The sequence below is a fragment of the Hujiaoplasma nucleasis genome (genome assembly GCF_013745115.1).
Lineage (GTDB): Bacteria > Bacillota_I > Bacilli_A > Izemoplasmatales > Hujiaoplasmataceae > Hujiaoplasma > Hujiaoplasma nucleasis.
This window is the reverse complement of sequence record NZ_CP051151.1, coordinates 1,071,485-1,089,212: the sequence shown is the minus strand read 5'-3', so window position 1 is coordinate 1,089,212 and position 17,728 is coordinate 1,071,485. Positions and strand designations below refer to the sequence as shown.

Genomic DNA, 17,728 nt, shown 5'->3' with positions numbered 1-17,728 from the left:
ACTATTAAAAGATTCATTGACATAGATAGCGAGGTATCTTTATGGGCCTTTTTAAGAAACTTTTTTCTTCTAAAGAGAAAAGACAAAAAGCTGAAAAATATAAAATCGGGATGATGAAAACTAGGAATAATTCCTTATCATCTTTAAAAGATTTACTTAAGAATTCAAAAACCATTGATGATGACCTATATGGTCGTTTAGAAGAGATTTTTATTATGGCTGATGTTGGCGTTGATACGGTCGTTGAATTCATTGAAGAATTAAGAGAAGAAGCAAAAAAACAAGAAATTACTCAACCGATCGACTTAGAGAATTTAATTGTTGATAAGATGTTTGAATTATATTTAAAGGGTCAGGTTATTAATACCAACATCCGATATAATAAAGATGATTTAACAGTGATTTTATTTGTGGGAGTTAATGGTACAGGGAAAACCACAACCATTGGAAAACTTGCTCATAAAATTAAGTCAGAAGGAAAATCTGTGATGTTGGCTGCAGGCGATACCTTTAGAGCTGGAGCCATTAATCAATTAAAGGTTTTTGGTGAAAGAGTGGGTTGTCCTGTGATCGCTAAAGAAGCTGGATCAGATCCTGCTTCAGTGATTTTTGATGCGATTAAAGAAGCTAAAGAATCTAAAGTGGATGTTTTATTAATAGACACTGCTGGTCGTTTACAAAATAAAAAGAATTTAATGAATGAACTTGGTAAAATCAATCGTATTATTGAAAGAGAAACTGGTAATAATGTTTACGAAACTTATTTAGTGATTGATGCAACTACAGGTCAAAATGGTTTATCACAAGCAAAAATTTTCTCAGAAGTTACTAATATCAGTGGCGTTGTTTTAACTAAATTAGATGGAACAGCTAAAGGTGGTATTGTATTAGCCATTCGTAATAAATTAAACATCCCTATTTCTTTTGTAGGTATGGGAGAAAAAATTACAGATTTAGAATACTTCGATATTGAAGATTATATCTATGGTTTATTCTCAGATTTTTTTGAATAGGTGAGATGATGAGTTATTTAATAGAAGATTATGTAAGGCTTAATAGTTTATTTGATCTATATCAACCCTTATTAACCCATAAGCAACAAGATTATTTTAAATACTATTTTAGAGAAGATTATTCTTTGTCTGAAATTGCTGAAATTATGCATGTAAGTCGTAATGCAGTTCATTTACAAATTAAGAAAATTTCTTCATATTTAGAAGATTATGAAAATAAACTTAAACTCTTAAAGAAACAAGAGAAAAGAGAGACATTATTGGATGAATTATTGAATGATTCGTCTTTGAGTGATGGTCTTAAAGAAAAAATATCAAAATTAGAGAAGGTGTAATGTATGGCATTTGAAGATTTAACTGGCCGCTTTCAGATGGCGCTTAGAAGACTAACTGGAAAAGCAAAATTAACAGAAAATGATATTGATGAAATGATGAGAGAGGTTAGACTCTCTTTATTAGAAGCCGATGTCAACTATAAGGTTGTTAAAGAATTTACTGAAGATGTTAAAGTCTTAGCTTATGGTGAAAAAATCCTTAAAGGATTAAAACCTGGAGAGCAAGTCGTTAAAATTGTAAATGATGAATTAACAAAACTTATGGGTGAAGAAACCAGTGAAATTAACTTAAAAACCAATGATATGACGGTTATGTTAATGGTTGGTTTACAAGGTGCTGGTAAAACCACAACAGCTGGTAAATTAGCAAACTTTATAAAAAACAAACATAATAAAAAACCAATGTTGATTGCAGCCGATGTTTATCGTCCAGCTGCCATTGAACAGTTACAAACTGTGGGTCAACAATTAGGTATAGAAGTCTACCAAGAAGGATTGATTGATCCAGAAACTATTGTTAAAAATGGTTTAAAATATGCTAAAGAACAAGCCTATGATTTAGTGATTATTGATACTGCAGGGCGTTTACATATTGATGATTCAATGATGGACGAAATCCAAAAAATTGAAAAATTAAGTAAACCTGATGAAGTATTATTAACAGTAGATGCCATGACAGGGCAAGATGCAGTTAATGTTGCAGAAACCTTTAATAAAGCTTTAAATTTAACGGGGTGTATTTTAACTAAATTAGATGGAGATACACGTGGTGGTGCTGCTTTATCGATTAGAAAAATGACAGGTGTACCTATTAAGTTTTCTGGTACTGGAGAAAAGTTAGAAGATATCGAAGTCTTCCATCCAGAAAGAATGGCTTCTAGAATTTTAGGTATGGGAGATATTTTGTCTCTTGTAGAAAAAGCTACTCAAGAAATTGATGAAGAAGAAGCTTTATCAATGATGGAAAAAATGATGACAGGTAAATTTAACTATAATGATCTTTTAAAACAAATGAAAATGATCAAAAGAATGGGTAAATTTTCTGGAATTTTAAAAATGATGCCAGGTATGAAAAGTCTTGGCAATATGGATAAAGTTGATGATAAACAATTAGAATATATTGAAGCTATTGTTGGTTCAATGACTGAAGAGGAAAGAAAAAAACCAGAACTTATCAATCGTTCTTCTTCAAGAAGAAATCGTATTGCTAGAGGTTCTGGCCGTTCATATTCAGAAATAAATAAATTGGTTGATATGTTAGAAAAACAACAGACCTTGATGAGACGTATGCAAGGTATGAATCCTGATTCTTTACAAAATATGGCTCAAGGTAATTTCCAACCAAAAGAGTCTCGCAGTGAAAGACGAGATAAAATGAAGAGAAAAGGTGGATTTAGATTTTAATATGTTAAAAGGATAGCTCAGCTATCCTTTTCGCTTTCTAAAAAATCATTTAAAAATCTAAATACCCCATCTTCTCTTGAGTTATAATCAAGGATTATATCAGCTACCGCTAATAATTCAGGATGAGAATCTTTCATAGCTACGCCTATTCCAGCATAGGAAATCATTTCGATATCATTATGGCCATCGCCGATAGCCACGATGTTTTCTCTTGGTATTTTAAGGTATTCTCCCACGTATTTAATGGCAGAACCCTTATTAACTTCGGGTGTGAAGACTTCTAAGATAGAATCATATTCACCTGATAAATTCCATATCCTTGATAAGACTTGACCTTGGTAGTTTAAATCAATATAATCTTTGATTTTTTGACCTGTACCTTGGTGACCGATGATAATCATACCATTAATATTTTCCTTGATTGTATCTTGGAAAGGACCTATGGTTATCTTGGTTGCATGGTCAGCATGCAACAAGGGTTCAATGGCTTTTTCTTTTTTATATAAATAGATATCATCGTTAAGTTCAGAAAAAGCATTTCTGATTAATGACTGATTTTTATCAAAAATATCGAAGATGATTTCTTTCTCAATCAATAAAGAAATAGGTTTAAACTTAGGGTCTAAAGGATGATGGATTAAAGACCCATTGTAGTTGACTATAGGTGTATCTAAGGCAAAAGCTTCATAGATAAATTTTGAAGAACGATAGGGTCTACCTGTTGCGATCATAACTTTGTGTCCTTGGTTTTGAATTTCGCGAATATATTGACATAAAGTTTGAGAAATAGAATCGAAATCATACAAGACTGTTCCATCTAAATCTAGGACAAACAAATATTTTTTTTCTGACATAATTCTTGTCTCCTTTATTACTTGTGACAATATTATCTCACAAGCATTTTAATTATGCAAATGTTTATATGGATTGAATAAATATGTCTTTTAAGATATAATTTAGATAGTAACGAGGTGGATAAGATTGGACCTATTATTATTGTTTTTACAATTTGAATTGTCAACCATCCTTAATTTTTTATTGGGTGTTTTAACTGGAATTATTTTATTCTTTTTGTTTTTTTTATTGTTTTCAACATTGAACTCGAAAAAACGATATCGAAAAAGAATGTTAAATCAGTTACCTTTAGAGGATCATGAAGTTTATGAACTTATAGAAATGAAACAAAATCAACTGATAGAGACCGTTCGACTTACAGATAATGCTTATTTCAAAGTTGCGTTTGATTTAAGTTTTGAACTATTAGAAGAAATAGCTAGTCATTATTTTCCTCAATCTAGATATCCAATCTATGAAATTACCATTGAAGAGTTAATTGATCTTAATCGTTATATTACCAATCGTTTAGAAGAAATGGTGAATGGAAAAATATTAAGGCATTTTAAGAGTTATAGGATTTCTTCGATTGTAAATATGCTACATATGAAAAAAGCTGTAGATAATTCTAAAGTCATGAAGCTAAGTAGAAAATTAAAAATTTCTAAATTTTATAACGCAAGTCGTACAGTTTTAAATTACGCAAATCCGATTTATTGGTTTAGAAGATTAGCTATAAAACCTACCACTGAAGTTTTAACCAAGGAAGTATGTAAATATATCATCGCAGTCGTTGGTGAAGAAACCAATAAAATATATTCGAAAAGTTTTTCTGAAGTGATTAACGATGATGATTTAGAAGAAAAATTTGATGAAATCATCGAAAAGGAGTCTTGATATGTTTTTTAAAAAGAAATTCAACAATGAAAGAATTGTTCCAAAAACAACGAGATCTAAAGATAATAGACCTTTTTATATACCACAAATAACTTCTGTAGAAGATAAAAAAAGATTAAGACAAGATTTTATAACCCCTGCAGGAACAAGTGGTAAGAACGTGATTTCTGTTTCAAGTGACCGAAAAGGTACTGGAGATATAGATAAGAAATATGATGCTTTCAGAACCAATAAACGCTTAACAAAAGAAGAGGCCAAAAAAAGATTTGGACATTCTTATTATGAGTTTATTTCTGTTAATAAAAAAACCTTACCTAAAGTTTATACTGAAGAAGGTTTATCTTATGATGATGTAACTTTAAACAAGAAAGTTCAAGAAGAAGATATGATCAATACTGAAGAAATTATTAATGATCATAAAAACATTCATTCAGTACCTGTGGATGAGTTTTTTGAATCAGAGAAAAAACATCAAGAAGATTTAAGTGCTAATGAAGTTGAAGAAGATGATGTTTTAAAAGATCTAATGATGAATCAAGAAGAAAAGAAAGATCCAATGCCTTTGCAATTTGAAGAAGATGAAGAAGAATCTTTAGATGATATCTTGTTTGAAAAAGCTGAAAATAAGACCATGGATGTTGAAGATATTCAATTTGATGAAGATATTGATTATGAAGAATATCAACCCGAACAAGTTCCTGATCTACCTAAGAATGATATGGCTGATTATCAATTACCACCATTAACATTATTTAAAAAGACCAAAGAAACTGAAAAAGAAGAACCTGCATGGGTCAAAGAAAACACTGAAGTGATTAACGAAACCATGTTTGCTTTTGGCGTGGATGGGAAAGTAACCAATCACACCATGGGACCAACAGTTACTCGCTATGAAGTGTCCTTAGGTTCTGGTGTTCCAACGAAAAAGATTACAGGCATTTCTGATAATTTACAAATGAATTTATCAGCTGTTTCTTTAAGAATTGAAGCGCCTATCCCTGGTAAAAACACCATTGGTATAGAAGTTCCAAACAAAACAAGAAAACCTGTTTTCTTTGGCGATGTTATTGATCATCCTAAATTTACCCAATCTAAAGATCCTTTATTGTTGGCAGTAGGTTTGGATATTGATGCATTACCGGTTTATACCTCAATAGAATCTATGCCACATGGTTTGGTTGCTGGTTCAACTCAATCTGGTAAATCAGTTTCAATTGCTGCGACAATTGTTTCACTCATTGCTAGGAATAAACCAGATGAATTAAAATTATTATTGATTGACCCTAAAAAGGTTGATTTACAACAATTTTCAGATTTACCTCATTTAATCACCCCAATCATTGATGATACAAAAATCGCTATTGAATCATTAAAATGGATGGTTGGTGAAATGGAGAGACGTTATGATGTTTTAAAGAAATTTAAGGCTATTAATGTTTCTGATTATTATCAAAGAAGATTTAATGATCCGAATTTTGAAAAAATGCCAAGGATTGTTGTGATTGTTGAAGAAGCTTCAGATCTGCTTTTAAGTGGGGGCAACGAAATTGAAGAAAGCATTTTAAAATTAACCCAAAAATCAAGGGCCGTGGGTATTCATATCATATTAGCGACTCAAAGACCTTCAGCTGATATATTAAAGGGTACGATTAAAGCTAATATCTCAACAAGATTTGCTTTTAGGGTGCCTTCATCGACGGATTCATCAGTCGTTTTAGATAAAACAGGTGCTGAAAAGTTATTGGGTAAAGGTGATATGCTTTTATCTGAAAATGGTTTGGTAAGACGTATACAAGGTGCTTATTTATCGCCTGAAGAAATAGAGAAAATCACAGATTTTATTAAACAACAAATGGAACCGGATTATATTTTTACTCATCAAAAATTATCTATGGAAATGAAGACTCAAACAGATATAGAAGAAATAGATGAATTGTTTAAAGATGTGGCTAATTATGTTGTAGATGAAGGAAAATGTTCTTTAAATAAAATCACACAAGAATTTGGTATTGGCTTTAATAGGGCTAATAATATTGTAAATACTTTAGAAAAGTTTGGGATTGTTTCAGCCAATGCTGGTACAAAACCAAGAGAAGTCTTGGTTGATTATGACCAATTGAGTCAAATTTTCGAAGGAATGAATTAGTGGAAAATACAGATTTACATTTAAATGAATATGAAAAACTGATGAAAAAAACAAAAAGAAGACTCATCAGTTTTTTCTTCATCAATATTTTAATCATTGTTCTATTTATTCATTTTCAAAGCAATCCTTTGTTTTTGTTTAGATTTAACCGGTCAGTAGATAGTGTTTCTGCTTATGGGTCTTATCAATTAATTTCAATGATTTTATTGGCGATTGTTTTTTTATATCTAATATCATATTTAGGTTTAATTGGTTCCTACATTTACAATAGAAAAAAAGACGTAGACAAAGAAAAATTTATTAAATCTTATAACTTTTTTGATTTTTTTTCTATCATACCAATATTCTTTTTAATCATGATGACTCTTAATGGATGGTTATTTACCTTGGCTGTGGTTGATGGTGCCAGTATGGAACCTACTTATGAAACAGATGATGTTGTTTTAATTTCTTATCATACCGATATTGAAAGACTCGATGTAATTGTTTTTGAATATGATAAATTGTATATAAAAAGAGTTCTTGCCCTTCCTGGAGATTTATTGGTTATTGAAAATAATGAAGTTTGGGTTAATGATGTCTTCATAGAATCTACAACTTATGCCTTTACATATGATGGGATTATTGAAGAAGGTTACTATTTTGTTTTAGGGGATAACCGTTTTAATTCTCGTGATTCTCGAGATATTGGCTTGATTTCAAAAGAACTATTAATAGGTGAAGTGATTTTAGATTTAAATTAGTACTAGAAAGAGTGATTTGATGAAACAAATACAATGGTATCCTGGTCATATGGCCAAGGCTAAACGCCTTATAGAAGAAAAATTAAAGATTATTGATGTTGTTTATGAACTTGTTGATGCAAGAATACCAGAGTCATCAAGAAATCCGATGATGGACGAAATTACCCATAAAAAAGATAAGATATTGATTATTAATAAAACCGACTTAGCAGATCCTTCATTAACAAAAGCTTGGATGAAATATTATGATCAAGAACAAATACCCTATGTTTTATGTAACTCATTGAATGATAATATCACTCAAAAAGTTTACGAAAAAACAATGAAAGTATTAAGTCATCTACATCAAGATGATATCAATAAAGGTAAAGCAAAGAGAAATTTTAAAGCCATGGTTATTGGTGTACCTAATGTTGGTAAATCACAGTTTATAAATAATATGGCGGGAAAAAATAAGGTTAAAACAGGTAATATGCCTGGCGTGACTAAAACACAAACTTTTATTAAGGCAGAACACGATTTATTACTCTTTGATAATCCTGGGGTTTTATGGCCTAGATTTCAAAGCCAAGACCAAGCTTTTCGTTTAGCTTTGATGGGAACCATCAAAGATGAGATACTTCCTTTGGATGAGGTTGTTATCTATGGTATAGAATACTTAAGAAAGCATTATCCAAAAGCTTTAGAAAAACGTTATGGTTTTATGGTGAAAGATGAGATGACAACCATAGATATCATTGACATGATAGGACGCAAAAGAGGCGCAATTATGGCTGGTAATGAAATTGACTATGATAGAGTTTTTAATTTGTTTTTATATGATTTAAGAAATGGTGCCTTAGGAGCGATGAGTTTTGAAAAACCACAATGATTTATATAAGTATGAACATGCTTTAATCAAAGAAGGATATAAGTTGATTGCTGGGGTTGATGAAGTTGGTCGTGGTCCTTTAGCGGCTGGTGTCTTGGCTTGTGCTTGTATCTTAGATTTGGATCAAGAGATTGAAGGTATTAATGATTCGAAAAAACTAAGTGAGAAAAAAAGATTAAGTATGCGTCAACTGATTGAAGAAAAAGCCATAGCCTATGCCTATGGCTACTGTGATGAATCTGAAATTGATGATTTGAATATTTATCAAGCATCAAAACTAGCGATGATAAGAGCTGTTAATGCCTTAAAAGTAAAACCTGATTACTTATTAATAGACGCTATGAGTTTAGATATGGGTATACCTGAAACCAGCATTATTAAGGGAGATGCTTTATCAGTTAGTATTGGAGCAGCATCCATTTTAGCCAAGGTAAAAAGAGATCAGTTAATGGAAGAATATGATGTTATTTATCCAGGATATGGATTCTCTAAACATAAGGGTTATCCTACAAAATATCATCTGCAACAATTAAGAAAATTAAAACCTTGTCCCATACATCGTAAGTCCTATAAACCAGTGAGAGACTTGTACTTAAAACAATTACAACTAGATTTGGAGGAAGATAATGATTAAAGCCGTGATTTTTGATTTAGATGGTACTTTATTAGATACCATTCAAGATATAGCAAATACTTGTAATAAACTTTTAGAAAAAAGATCGTACCCAGCTTTGCCTTTGAAAGATTATAAAATTTATGTAGGTAAGGGCGTCAAACATTTAATGATTAAAGTGATGGAAGCTTTAAATATACCTAAGTATTTATTGGACGATCTTTTACGAGATTATTACGAAATATATAAAGATGAATCATCTAAAACAACCAAGGTTTATGAAGGTATTAATGATTTGTTGAAAGAATTAATAATTCAAGATATAAAAGTTTGTGTTTTGTCTAATAAACCACATGAACAAGTGATTGATTTAATGCCAAAGTATTTTAAAGAAGATTTGTTTTCTATAGTCTATGGTAAACATCATGGGATAGAAGCCAAACCCAATCCTGCTTTGTTAAGAAAAATGATTAAGACATTAAGACTTAAGAAAACAGAAGTTTTATATGTTGGTGATACAAAAACGGATATGGAAACTGCTTTGAACGCAGGTGTTCAAAGTGTTGGTGTCTTATGGGGTTTTCGAGATGAAATGGAATTGGTTCAAGCGAGGGCTTCATATATTGTCAAAGAACCTAGTGAAATTTTAGACGTCATTAGAGAAAAAAATAATGATTATCGAAAAACACGCATAAATTGATTGCTTTTTAAGTTGTAGATTTTTAGTTTCTATTCATATAGAAAACGAATAAAATTGTTGAAGAAAAACTAGTGTTAATTTATATTTAATAAAGATTGTCAAAACAAAGACTTTTTGCTATAATTGTTATGTTTAAGGTTCTTTGAAAAACAATCATATTTTAATAAAGGAAGGAACAATTAGATGAGTAAAGTAGTGGTATTTGATCATCCGTTGATTCAACACAAGTTAAGTATTATTAGAGATAAATCGACCAATACGAAAACCTTTAGAGAAAATGTTAATGAAATTGGTTCTTTGGTCACTTATGAAGTCACTAGAGATTTTGAAGTTAAAGAGATTGATATTGAAACACCAATCACTAAGACTAAAGCAAAAGTCTTGGTTAAAGACGTGGTTATTATTCCTATATTAAGAGCCGGACTTGGTATGGTAGATGGTATACAAAATGTAATACCTACTGCTAAGGTTGGTCATATAGGTTTGTATAGGGATGAAGAGACTTTAAAACCTAATAAATATTATGCTAAGTTCCCTATTGAAACTAAACAAGCCACTGTTTTAATCGTCGATCCTATGTTAGCGACAGGAAACTCAGCCATAGCTGCCATTGATGAAGTGAAAGCTTATGGGGCTAAAGATATCCGTTTTGTAGGGATTGTAGGATGTCCTGAAGGTATCAAGGCTTTACAAGAAGCTCATCCCGATGTGGATATTTATATCGTAAGTATTGATGAAAAATTAAATGAGGTAGGCTATATTGTTCCTGGTTTAGGTGACTGTGGGGATAGGTTGTTTGGCACAAAATAATGAAATCACATAAAACTGCTTTTCTTATTTTTAATATGATTACTCAGTTTTTCATAGAAACTTTTGTGGCCATGATTGCTGGGTATTTCTTAGGCAAATGGTTGGATGGTATATTATTTGATCAAAAGGCAATATTAACCTATGTATTGGTTATATTAGGTATATTTGCTGGTTTAAGAAATTTTATTAAAAGAGCTTTAAAGTTTGAAAAAGAAGGAGAGAACAATGAAAAATAAAGACATCATTGAAAAAACATTTTTATTGGCTTGGCCATATGCTATATTGTTTTCGCTTGTTCTTTATATGATTACAAAGAATTTTGATGACGTACTGAGTTTCATATTAGGTTTTGGGGCATCGATGATGGTTCAATCCATGAATTATCGATTTATGAAATCGACTTTTCAAAATGAACCAGATAAAATCAAGGGAAGACAAGTTATCTTATTCCTTGTTAGGTATGCTTTTATGGGATTGATACTTTATATCTCATATTCTAGTGAAGAATTTAATGAGTATTTAACTTTTGTTGGTTTATTATCTTTTGTGATTGTTGCTATACCAACGTCTATTATTTTCAGTCGAAGAGGTGTTGAAGAAGATGAATGATTTTACTTTATTTGAACCCCTATCTTCAGCCGCAAGATCAACCATTATAGTATTTGTCTTGTTATCAGTTTTATTAATTGTTATTGGTATGAAGATTAAGAAACTAGATCCTAAAAAAACGCCTAAGGGCTTTTTATTTGGATGTATTATGTTGGTTGATACCTTCAATAACTTTGTGTCTGAATACATGGAAAAAGATAAATTTAAATTCTTTGGTCCTTATTTATTCACCATCACAATCTTTTTAGCAACAGCCAACACTATTTCTTTGGTAGGTTTAACACCACCTTTATCAAATTTAGCTGTGGCTTTAGCTTTTACAGTTATTACTTTTATAGTCATTAAGATTGCAGAATTTAAATATATATCCCTAAAAACTAAGGCGAAAAATTTAATGGGGCCTGTTGTTTTTATGTCACCGATTATGTTGCCGATCAACTTGATTGGTGAAGTATCAACACCATTTACGATGGGTTTACGTTTATTCGTTAACTTATTGAGTGGGGTTGTTATTGCAACAATGGTTTATTCAATATTAACTTTTTCATTAGGTATCTTACAAGGTTTATTCGGGATATTTGCAGGTGTATTCTTGCATGTCGTATTTGATATTTTCTTTGGTTTGATTCAAGCTTTTGTATTTTTAATGTTATCAACCATCAATATTTCATTAGCAACTGATTCATAGAATCAGTTTATATAAAAAAAATAAATAATATTATAATAAACATTTAGGAGGAAAAACAATGTTTGAAACAATTTTAAACTTCGCAGCAATTACAGATTCAGGTTTAGCTTGGTTAGGTGCTGGATTCGCAGTTATCGCTGGTCTTGGTACTGGTATTGGTCAAGGGTATGCAGCTGGTAAAGCCGCTGAAGCTGTTGGTCGCCAACCAGATGCACAAGGTAAAATCTTAGTAACAACCTTAGTAACTCAAGCAGTTGCTGAAACCACAGGTCTTTATGGATTACTTGTTGCACTTATTCTTATTGGAAAATAATAGAAAAAAAATCTTAACAACAAGGAGGTCTTGGCCTGATGACAATATTAGATAGATTAGTCTCTGGTGTAGAATCGGCTGTTGAACAAGCTTTGGGTGTCAATATACTTGATATGATTGTACAAATAGCTGCTACAATCATTTTAGTGCTGATTGTCAAAAAATTCTTCTGGGGTCGAATAACTGAATTTCTTGATAAAAGAAAAGAAATCATGGAAAAGGAATTAAGGGACGCTGAAAAAGCTAGTAAAGAAGCTGTTGAACTTAAGCATACCAGAGAAGAAGAATTAAAAGAGATTAGATTGAAATCAAAAGATTACTTTGATAATGCCAAAACTCGTGGTGAAGAAGAGCGTCAAAGACTTATAGACCATGGAAAAAAAGAAGCTGAGATTATCATTAATAATGGACACAAAGAAATCGAAGCTGAAAGAAAAAAAGCCAAACAAGAATTAGAAAAAGAAGTTGTTCAAATTGCTAGTTTAATGGCTGAAAAAGTTATTGGAAAGAAAATTGATGAATCAGAATTTCAAAATGTAACTATCCATAAAATAGAAAGCAGTGAAGAGCTATGACCAATACGTCAAAACAATATGCCTTAGCTCTTTTTTCGCTTGCTTCTGAAAAAAAAGAAATTGAAATCATTTACCAAGAATTGAATCAACTGATTCAAGGTTTGGATGATGATTCATTTAAGTTCTTTTTAAACCCTAAGATAGAAAATAAAGAAAAACATCAAGTTATTGAAAAAGTTTTAAATAATCAATTGCTTATTAATTTTTTTAAAGCTTTAATTGATAATAATCGTTTTAATTTTGTTGAAGAGATTCTTAAGGCTTATAAAGAATTGTTAAATGAAAGTCAAAATATAGGAGAATTAATTGTCTTTTCTAACAAAGCTTTAAGTCAAGAAAATAAAGATAAATTAATCCAAAAATTTACAAAAGTTTTGAATAAAAAAATAATCATTAATGAAGTTATTCAGCCATCAATAATAGGTGGCATTCGTATAGAGTATCAAGGAAGCGTGATTGATCAAACAGTTGATGCTTCTTTGGAACAAATCAAATCTTCATTAATAGGATGATGAGGTAAACAAGTGAAAATAGATTCTTTAGAAATAAGTTCATTACTAAAAGAACAGATAAAAAATTATGAAAAACAAATAAAAACAGAAAATGTTGGTTCTGTTATTTCAGTTGGTGATGGTATTGCTCTTGTTTATGGTATTGATCGTGCGATGAGTGGAGAGTTATTGGTTTTTCCTAATGGTGTTTATGGTATGGTTCAAAATCTTGAAAAGAACCATGTAGGTGCTATTCTTTTAAATGACCCTAACCTTGTTAAAGAAGGCGATGAAGTAAAAACAACTGGTCGTATTCTAGAGATTGGGGTAGGGGAAGAGATGATTGGTAGAATCATTAATCCACTTGGTCAAGCTATTGATGGGTTAGGTAGTATTAAAACCAATAAGACAAGACCTATAGAAAGAAAAGCAACAGGTGTTATTGATCGTCAATCTGTAAATGAACCTTTACAAACAGGGATTAAGGTATTGGATGCCTTAGTACCTATTGGTAGGGGCCAAAGAGAATTAATTATTGGGGATAGACAAACAGGGAAGACAGCCATTGCTGTTGATACAATCATCAATCAAAAAGATAAAGATGTTATATGTATTTATGTAGCAATTGGTCAAAAACAAACCACTGTTTTAGATGTTTATGAAACTCTAAAAAAACATGATGCTATGGATTATTCAATTATCGTGGCTGCCAATGCATCTGACCCAGCTCCTTTATTATATTTGGCACCATATGCTGGTGTGACCATTGCTGAAGAATTCATGTTTGAAGGTAAACATGTTTTGATTATCTATGATGACTTATCAAAACACGCGATTGCTTATAGAGAACTTTCTTTATTATTAAGACGTCCACCAGGACGTGAAGCCTTCCCTGGGGATGTTTTCTACTTACATTCAAGATTGTTAGAAAGAGCCGCAAAATTATCAGATAAACTAGGTGGAGGGTCAATTACCGCTTTACCTATCATTGAAACTCAAGAAGGGGATATATCAGCTTATATTCCTACCAATGTTATTTCTATTACTGATGGGCAAATATTCTTGCAATCACAATTATTCCATTCAGGGATTAGACCAGCCATTAATGCTGGTTTATCAGTGTCTCGTGTAGGTGGAGCGGCTCAGCATAAATCAATTAAAAAAGTTTCAGGAACTTTAAGGCTGGATCTTGCTTCTTATCGTGAGTTAGAAGCTTTCACTCAGTTTGGTTCTGACTTAGATGATAATACCAAAGCCAAACTAAACCGTGGTGAAAAAACTGTTGAGATTCTTAAGCAAGGTTTACATAGTCCTATGCCATTTGAATTACAAACGATTAGCATTTATGCTTTAACTCATGGTTTCTTAGATAAGGTAAAAACAAGCGAAGTAAGAAAATATGAATCTGAATTACATAGTTTCTTTTTAAATGATACTGAAGCGAATAAGTTATTAAGAGAAATGCGTGAAAGCAAAAATTTACCAGATACAGATAAATTAGATCAAGTCATAGATAGATTTAATGATCAATATTAAAAAGGAGGCAGATGATGGCTTCACTTCGTGATATCAAAAAGCGTATAGAAGCAACAAAGAAAACATCGCAAATTACCAAAGCGATGAACATGGTCTCTGCTTCTAAACTAAGAAAAGTTGAAAAGAAGTTTCGTAATTTTCAACCCATTAAAGATGAAGTAAAAAGATTGTTAGAAGATGTATTGTCTTCAAACCCTGATGCTATGCATCCTCTATTAGAACATAGGGATATTCATAAAGTTGGATATATTCTTATCGCCAGTGACCGGGGTTTAGCTGGTCCGTATAATTCTAATATATTTAAGTATTTTGAAAGTATTTTAAAAGACAATCCTCATGATTTTATCGTAGGAACTATAGGTTATAAAGCTTATTCTTATTGTAAGAAAAGAAATTATCCTTTATTGAATAAAGAATCAATTTCTTCTAGAGATGAAATTAAATTTATTGATTTTCAAGCCATGTCTAGAGCCTTTATTAAATTATATTTAGATAAAGGTGTGGATAAAATTGTGATGATTTACACTGACTATGTCAATACGTTGACTCAACATGTGACTGAGCAACAGTTATTGCCAATTACGGACTTGGTTAAGTCTAAGGTCATGGTGTCTTCTTATGTCTTTGAACCAGGTGCTGATGAAGTTGTTCAGTCTCTGCTACCTATTTATTTAGAAAATACTTTGTATGGAATTATTTTAGATGCTAAAACTAGTGAGCATGCATCAAGAATGACAGCGATGAAGAATGCAACTGACAATGCCAAAGAAATTATACAAAAACAAAATTTAATTTATAATCGTGCAAGACAAGCACAAATAACCATTGAACTTACCGATATTATCGGTGGTGCAAATGCAGTTAATTAGGAGGAAATGATGCCTAACAAAGGAAAAATAGTACAAGTTATGGGACCAGTTGTCGATGTAATGTTTGAAGGGGATATGCCTCAAATTAACAATGCATTAACGGTTAAGGTGCCGGCGGATAAAAATCATGGTATAGCCATTGATTTAACTTTAGAAGTCTCTTTATTTTTAGGGGATAAAATTATTCGTGCAATTGCCATGGATTCAACAGATGGTTTGGTAAGAGGACTAGAAGTTGTTGATACTGGGAAAGCTATTTCTGTTCCTGTGGGAAAGGTGACTTTAGGACGCATGTTTAATGTTCTTGGTCAAGCCATAGATGGTTTAGAAGTAGAGGGTGATTATGAAACCTTACCTATTCATCGTCCTGCACCTAAATTAGAAGATTTATCTGCTGAAACAGAAATTTTAGAAACGGGAATAAAAGTTGTAGACTTATTAGCGCCTTATATTAAAGGTGGTAAAATTGGTTTGTTCGGTGGTGCCGGTGTTGGTAAAACCGTTCTTATTCAAGAGTTAATTAATAACGTTGCACAAGAACATGGTGGTATTTCTGTTTTCGCTGGTGTTGGTGAAAGAACCAGAGAAGGTAATGACCTATACTTTGAAATGAAAGAATCAGGGGTTATTAATAAAACAGCTATGGTCTTTGGTCAAATGAATGAGCCACCTGGAGCAAGAATGCGCGTTGGCTTAACTGGCTTAACGATGGCAGAGTATTTTAGAGATCAAGAAAAACAAGATGTTTTATTATTTATTGATAATATTTTTAGATTTACACAAGCAGGTTCTGAAGTATCAGCGCTTTTAGGACGTATGCCTTCAGCCGTTGGTTATCAACCAACTTTAGCTACAGACATGGGTCTATTACAAGAGAGAATTACTTCTACTAAAGCAGGTTCTATTACTTCAATTCAAGCTGTTTATGTTCCTGCCGATGACTATACGGACCCTGCACCAGCAACAACTTTTACTCACTTAGATGCAACAACCAACCTTTCAAGAAAGATTTCTGAAGAAGGTATTTATCCAGCAGTGGATCCATTAGCATCAACATCTAGAGCTTTAACACCTGAAATTGTTGGAGAAGAACATTATAAAGTGGCTAGAGATGTCCAACAAACCTTACAAAGATACAATGATTTATTGGATATTATTGCTATCCTTGGTATGGATGAATTATCAGAAGAAGACAAGTTAGTGGTTCATAGAGCTAGAAGAATCCGTCTTTTCTTATCACAAAACTTCCATGTAGCTGAACAATTTACAGGTCAAGTTGGATCTTTTGTTAAAGTTGAAGATACAGTCAAAGGATTTAAAGAATTATTAGAAGGTAAATATGATCATTTACCTGAAGATGCTTTTAGACTTGTTGGAAGTATTGAAGACGTGATTAAAAAAGCTGAAAAAATGAAAGCGTAGGAAACTATGGATATTACAATCGTTACACCAGATGGTGAATTGTACAAAGAAACCGTAAATTCAATCATCGTATCGAGTTCTAACAATGGTAATTACGAAATTTTGCCTGACCATTTACCTATTGTTTCAACCATTGATACAGGCTACATCAAATTATGTCAAAATGATTTGGTTTATTTTGTGGTGGTGATTAATGGGATTGTTGAAAATAGAAATAATCAAATTCGTGTCATTGCCCAAGATGCATATATAGGTAAGTCTAAGGATCAAGCCATGGAAAATCTTGAGCAAATTAGAAAAGACCGAATCAATGAGAATAAAAAACGTAATATCGAATTGGCAAAAGCGGAAAAAGAGTTACAAAAACAAATTAAACAGACAGGGGCTGGAAGTTTATAGTGAGACGTAGAGGATTTGAAATCGTTGAAAAATATAAAAATCAAGACTTGATACTACCAGAAAGAAAAACCAAAGGTTCTGCAGGTTATGATATAGCTTCTAGAACAGATATGATCATTAAAGCAAAAGAAGTCGCTTTTGTGCCCACTGGTATTAAGGCTTATATGGAAAGCGACGAAGTTCTACAAATCTATCCTAGAAGTTCACTAGGCTTTAAAAAGCATTTATTGAAGGTCAATAGTGTTGGAATCATTGATTCTGATTATTATAACAACCCAGATAATGAAGGTGAGATTTCTTTAATTCTTTATAATTTTGGGGATCAAGACGTTCATATTAAAAAAAATGAGCGGATAGCTCAGGGTGTTTTTATGAAATATTTAAAAGCAGATAATGACAATACTTTACTTAAAAGATTGGGTGGATTTGGCTCTACAGATAAATAGGGTCATTGATAAAA

22 protein-coding genes are annotated in these 17,728 nt (G+C 31.7%); 21 read left to right on the top strand and 1 reads right to left on the bottom strand.

Going from position 1 to position 17,728, the window contains the following annotated elements:
* Nucleotides 1–41: 41 nt before the first annotated feature.
* From ftsY to ffh, 3 genes are read left to right on the top strand one after another with little or no spacing between them, the layout of a single operon-like run.
* Nucleotides 42–1,013 (top strand): signal recognition particle-docking protein FtsY, encoded by a 972-nt coding sequence (gene ftsY / locus HF295_RS05105; protein ID WP_312031101.1) that lies wholly within the window; start codon nucleotides 42–44, stop codon nucleotides 1,011–1,013.
* 8 nt (nucleotides 1,014–1,021) lie between these two features.
* Nucleotides 1,022–1,348, top strand: coding sequence for a YlxM family DNA-binding protein (gene ylxM / locus HF295_RS05100; RefSeq protein WP_312031100.1), 327 nt, complete (start codon nucleotides 1,022–1,024; stop codon nucleotides 1,346–1,348).
* Nucleotides 1,349–1,351: 3 nt separating this feature from the next.
* Nucleotides 1,352–2,752 carry a signal recognition particle protein gene (gene ffh, locus HF295_RS05095; protein ID WP_312031099.1) on the top strand — a complete coding sequence of 467 codons (1,401 nt, stop codon included), beginning with the start codon at nucleotides 1,352–1,354 and terminating at the stop codon, nucleotides 2,750–2,752.
* 17 nt (nucleotides 2,753–2,769) lie between these two features.
* On the opposite strand, the gene HF295_RS05090 is transcribed toward ffh, so the two are convergent.
* Nucleotides 2,770–3,606, bottom strand: a complete 837-nt coding sequence (locus HF295_RS05090; RefSeq protein WP_312031098.1) for an HAD family hydrolase — start codon at nucleotides 3,604–3,606, stop codon at nucleotides 2,770–2,772.
* A 127-nt stretch (nucleotides 3,607–3,733) separates the two neighbouring features.
* Here HF295_RS05090 and HF295_RS05085 point away from each other — a divergent pair, with 127 nt between their 5' ends.
* The 18 genes from HF295_RS05085 to dut all read left to right on the top strand — a co-directional run bounded on the left by HF295_RS05085 (nucleotide 3,734) and on the right by dut (nucleotide 17,714).
* Nucleotides 3,734–4,483: a hypothetical protein gene (locus tag HF295_RS05085; RefSeq protein ID WP_312031097.1), complete on the top strand. Its 750-nt coding sequence runs from the start codon at nucleotides 3,734–3,736 to the stop codon at nucleotides 4,481–4,483.
* Between the two features lies 1 nt (nucleotide 4,484).
* Nucleotides 4,485–6,629, top strand: coding sequence for a DNA translocase FtsK (locus HF295_RS05080; RefSeq protein WP_312031096.1), 2,145 nt, complete (start codon nucleotides 4,485–4,487; stop codon nucleotides 6,627–6,629).
* Between the two features lie 41 nt (nucleotides 6,630–6,670).
* Nucleotides 6,671–7,372: a signal peptidase I gene (gene lepB / locus HF295_RS05075; protein ID WP_312031095.1), complete on the top strand. Its 702-nt coding sequence runs from the start codon at nucleotides 6,671–6,673 to the stop codon at nucleotides 7,370–7,372.
* Between the two features lie 19 nt (nucleotides 7,373–7,391).
* Nucleotides 7,392–8,243, top strand: coding sequence for a ribosome biogenesis GTPase YlqF (gene ylqF, locus HF295_RS05070; RefSeq protein ID WP_312031094.1), 852 nt, complete (start codon nucleotides 7,392–7,394; stop codon nucleotides 8,241–8,243).
* Entirely contained in the window at nucleotides 8,227–8,877 is a 651-nt protein-coding gene (rnhB, locus tag HF295_RS05065) for a ribonuclease HII (RefSeq protein WP_312031093.1), read from the top strand. Before ylqF ends, rnhB begins: the two co-directional genes overlap by 17 nt.
* The gene (locus HF295_RS05060; protein ID WP_312031092.1) at nucleotides 8,870–9,556 is read left to right on the top strand and encodes an HAD family hydrolase; all 687 of its coding nucleotides are present in this window, start codon (nucleotides 8,870–8,872) and stop codon (nucleotides 9,554–9,556) included. The genes rnhB and HF295_RS05060 overlap by 8 nt, the downstream gene beginning before the upstream one ends.
* 183 nt (nucleotides 9,557–9,739) lie before the next feature.
* The gene (gene upp / locus HF295_RS05055; RefSeq protein ID WP_312031091.1) at nucleotides 9,740–10,366 is read left to right on the top strand and encodes a uracil phosphoribosyltransferase; all 627 of its coding nucleotides are present in this window, start codon (nucleotides 9,740–9,742) and stop codon (nucleotides 10,364–10,366) included.
* Entirely contained in the window at nucleotides 10,366–10,602 is a 237-nt protein-coding gene (locus HF295_RS05050) for an AtpZ/AtpI family protein (RefSeq protein ID WP_312031090.1), read from the top strand. Before upp ends, HF295_RS05050 begins: the two co-directional genes overlap by 1 nt.
* Nucleotides 10,592–10,975: an ATP synthase subunit I gene (locus tag HF295_RS05045; protein ID WP_312031089.1), complete on the top strand. Its 384-nt coding sequence runs from the start codon at nucleotides 10,592–10,594 to the stop codon at nucleotides 10,973–10,975. The genes HF295_RS05050 and HF295_RS05045 overlap by 11 nt, the downstream gene beginning before the upstream one ends.
* Nucleotides 10,968–11,663, top strand: a complete 696-nt coding sequence (locus tag HF295_RS05040; protein ID WP_312031088.1) for a F0F1 ATP synthase subunit A — start codon at nucleotides 10,968–10,970, stop codon at nucleotides 11,661–11,663. The genes HF295_RS05045 and HF295_RS05040 overlap by 8 nt, the downstream gene beginning before the upstream one ends.
* 58 nt (nucleotides 11,664–11,721) lie before the next feature.
* On the top strand, nucleotides 11,722–11,976 hold the full coding sequence (gene atpE / locus HF295_RS05035) for an ATP synthase F0 subunit C (protein WP_312031087.1): 255 nt from the start codon (nucleotides 11,722–11,724) through the stop codon (nucleotides 11,974–11,976).
* 38 nt (nucleotides 11,977–12,014) lie between these two features.
* Nucleotides 12,015–12,551 carry a F0F1 ATP synthase subunit B gene (atpF, locus tag HF295_RS05030; protein ID WP_312031086.1) on the top strand — a complete coding sequence of 179 codons (537 nt, stop codon included), beginning with the start codon at nucleotides 12,015–12,017 and terminating at the stop codon, nucleotides 12,549–12,551.
* Complete coding sequence (gene atpH / locus HF295_RS05025; protein WP_312031085.1) at nucleotides 12,548–13,063, top strand: ATP synthase F1 subunit delta; 516 nt, start codon at nucleotides 12,548–12,550, stop codon at nucleotides 13,061–13,063. The genes atpF and atpH overlap by 4 nt, the downstream gene beginning before the upstream one ends.
* A gap of 12 nt (nucleotides 13,064–13,075) precedes the next feature.
* The gene (atpA, locus tag HF295_RS05020) at nucleotides 13,076–14,578 is read left to right on the top strand and encodes a F0F1 ATP synthase subunit alpha (RefSeq protein ID WP_312031084.1); all 1,503 of its coding nucleotides are present in this window, start codon (nucleotides 13,076–13,078) and stop codon (nucleotides 14,576–14,578) included.
* Between the two features lie 14 nt (nucleotides 14,579–14,592).
* On the top strand, nucleotides 14,593–15,447 hold the full coding sequence (gene atpG, locus HF295_RS05015) for an ATP synthase F1 subunit gamma (RefSeq protein ID WP_312031083.1): 855 nt from the start codon (nucleotides 14,593–14,595) through the stop codon (nucleotides 15,445–15,447).
* A gap of 9 nt (nucleotides 15,448–15,456) precedes the next feature.
* The gene (atpD, locus tag HF295_RS05010; RefSeq protein ID WP_312031082.1) at nucleotides 15,457–16,869 is read left to right on the top strand and encodes a F0F1 ATP synthase subunit beta; all 1,413 of its coding nucleotides are present in this window, start codon (nucleotides 15,457–15,459) and stop codon (nucleotides 16,867–16,869) included.
* Nucleotides 16,870–16,875: 6 nt separating this feature from the next.
* Nucleotides 16,876–17,268, top strand: a complete 393-nt coding sequence (atpC, locus tag HF295_RS05005; protein WP_312031081.1) for an ATP synthase F1 subunit epsilon — start codon at nucleotides 16,876–16,878, stop codon at nucleotides 17,266–17,268.
* The gene (gene dut / locus HF295_RS05000; protein ID WP_312031080.1) at nucleotides 17,268–17,714 is read left to right on the top strand and encodes a dUTP diphosphatase; all 447 of its coding nucleotides are present in this window, start codon (nucleotides 17,268–17,270) and stop codon (nucleotides 17,712–17,714) included. Before atpC ends, dut begins: the two co-directional genes overlap by 1 nt.
* Nucleotides 17,715–17,728: the final 14 nt, after the last annotated feature.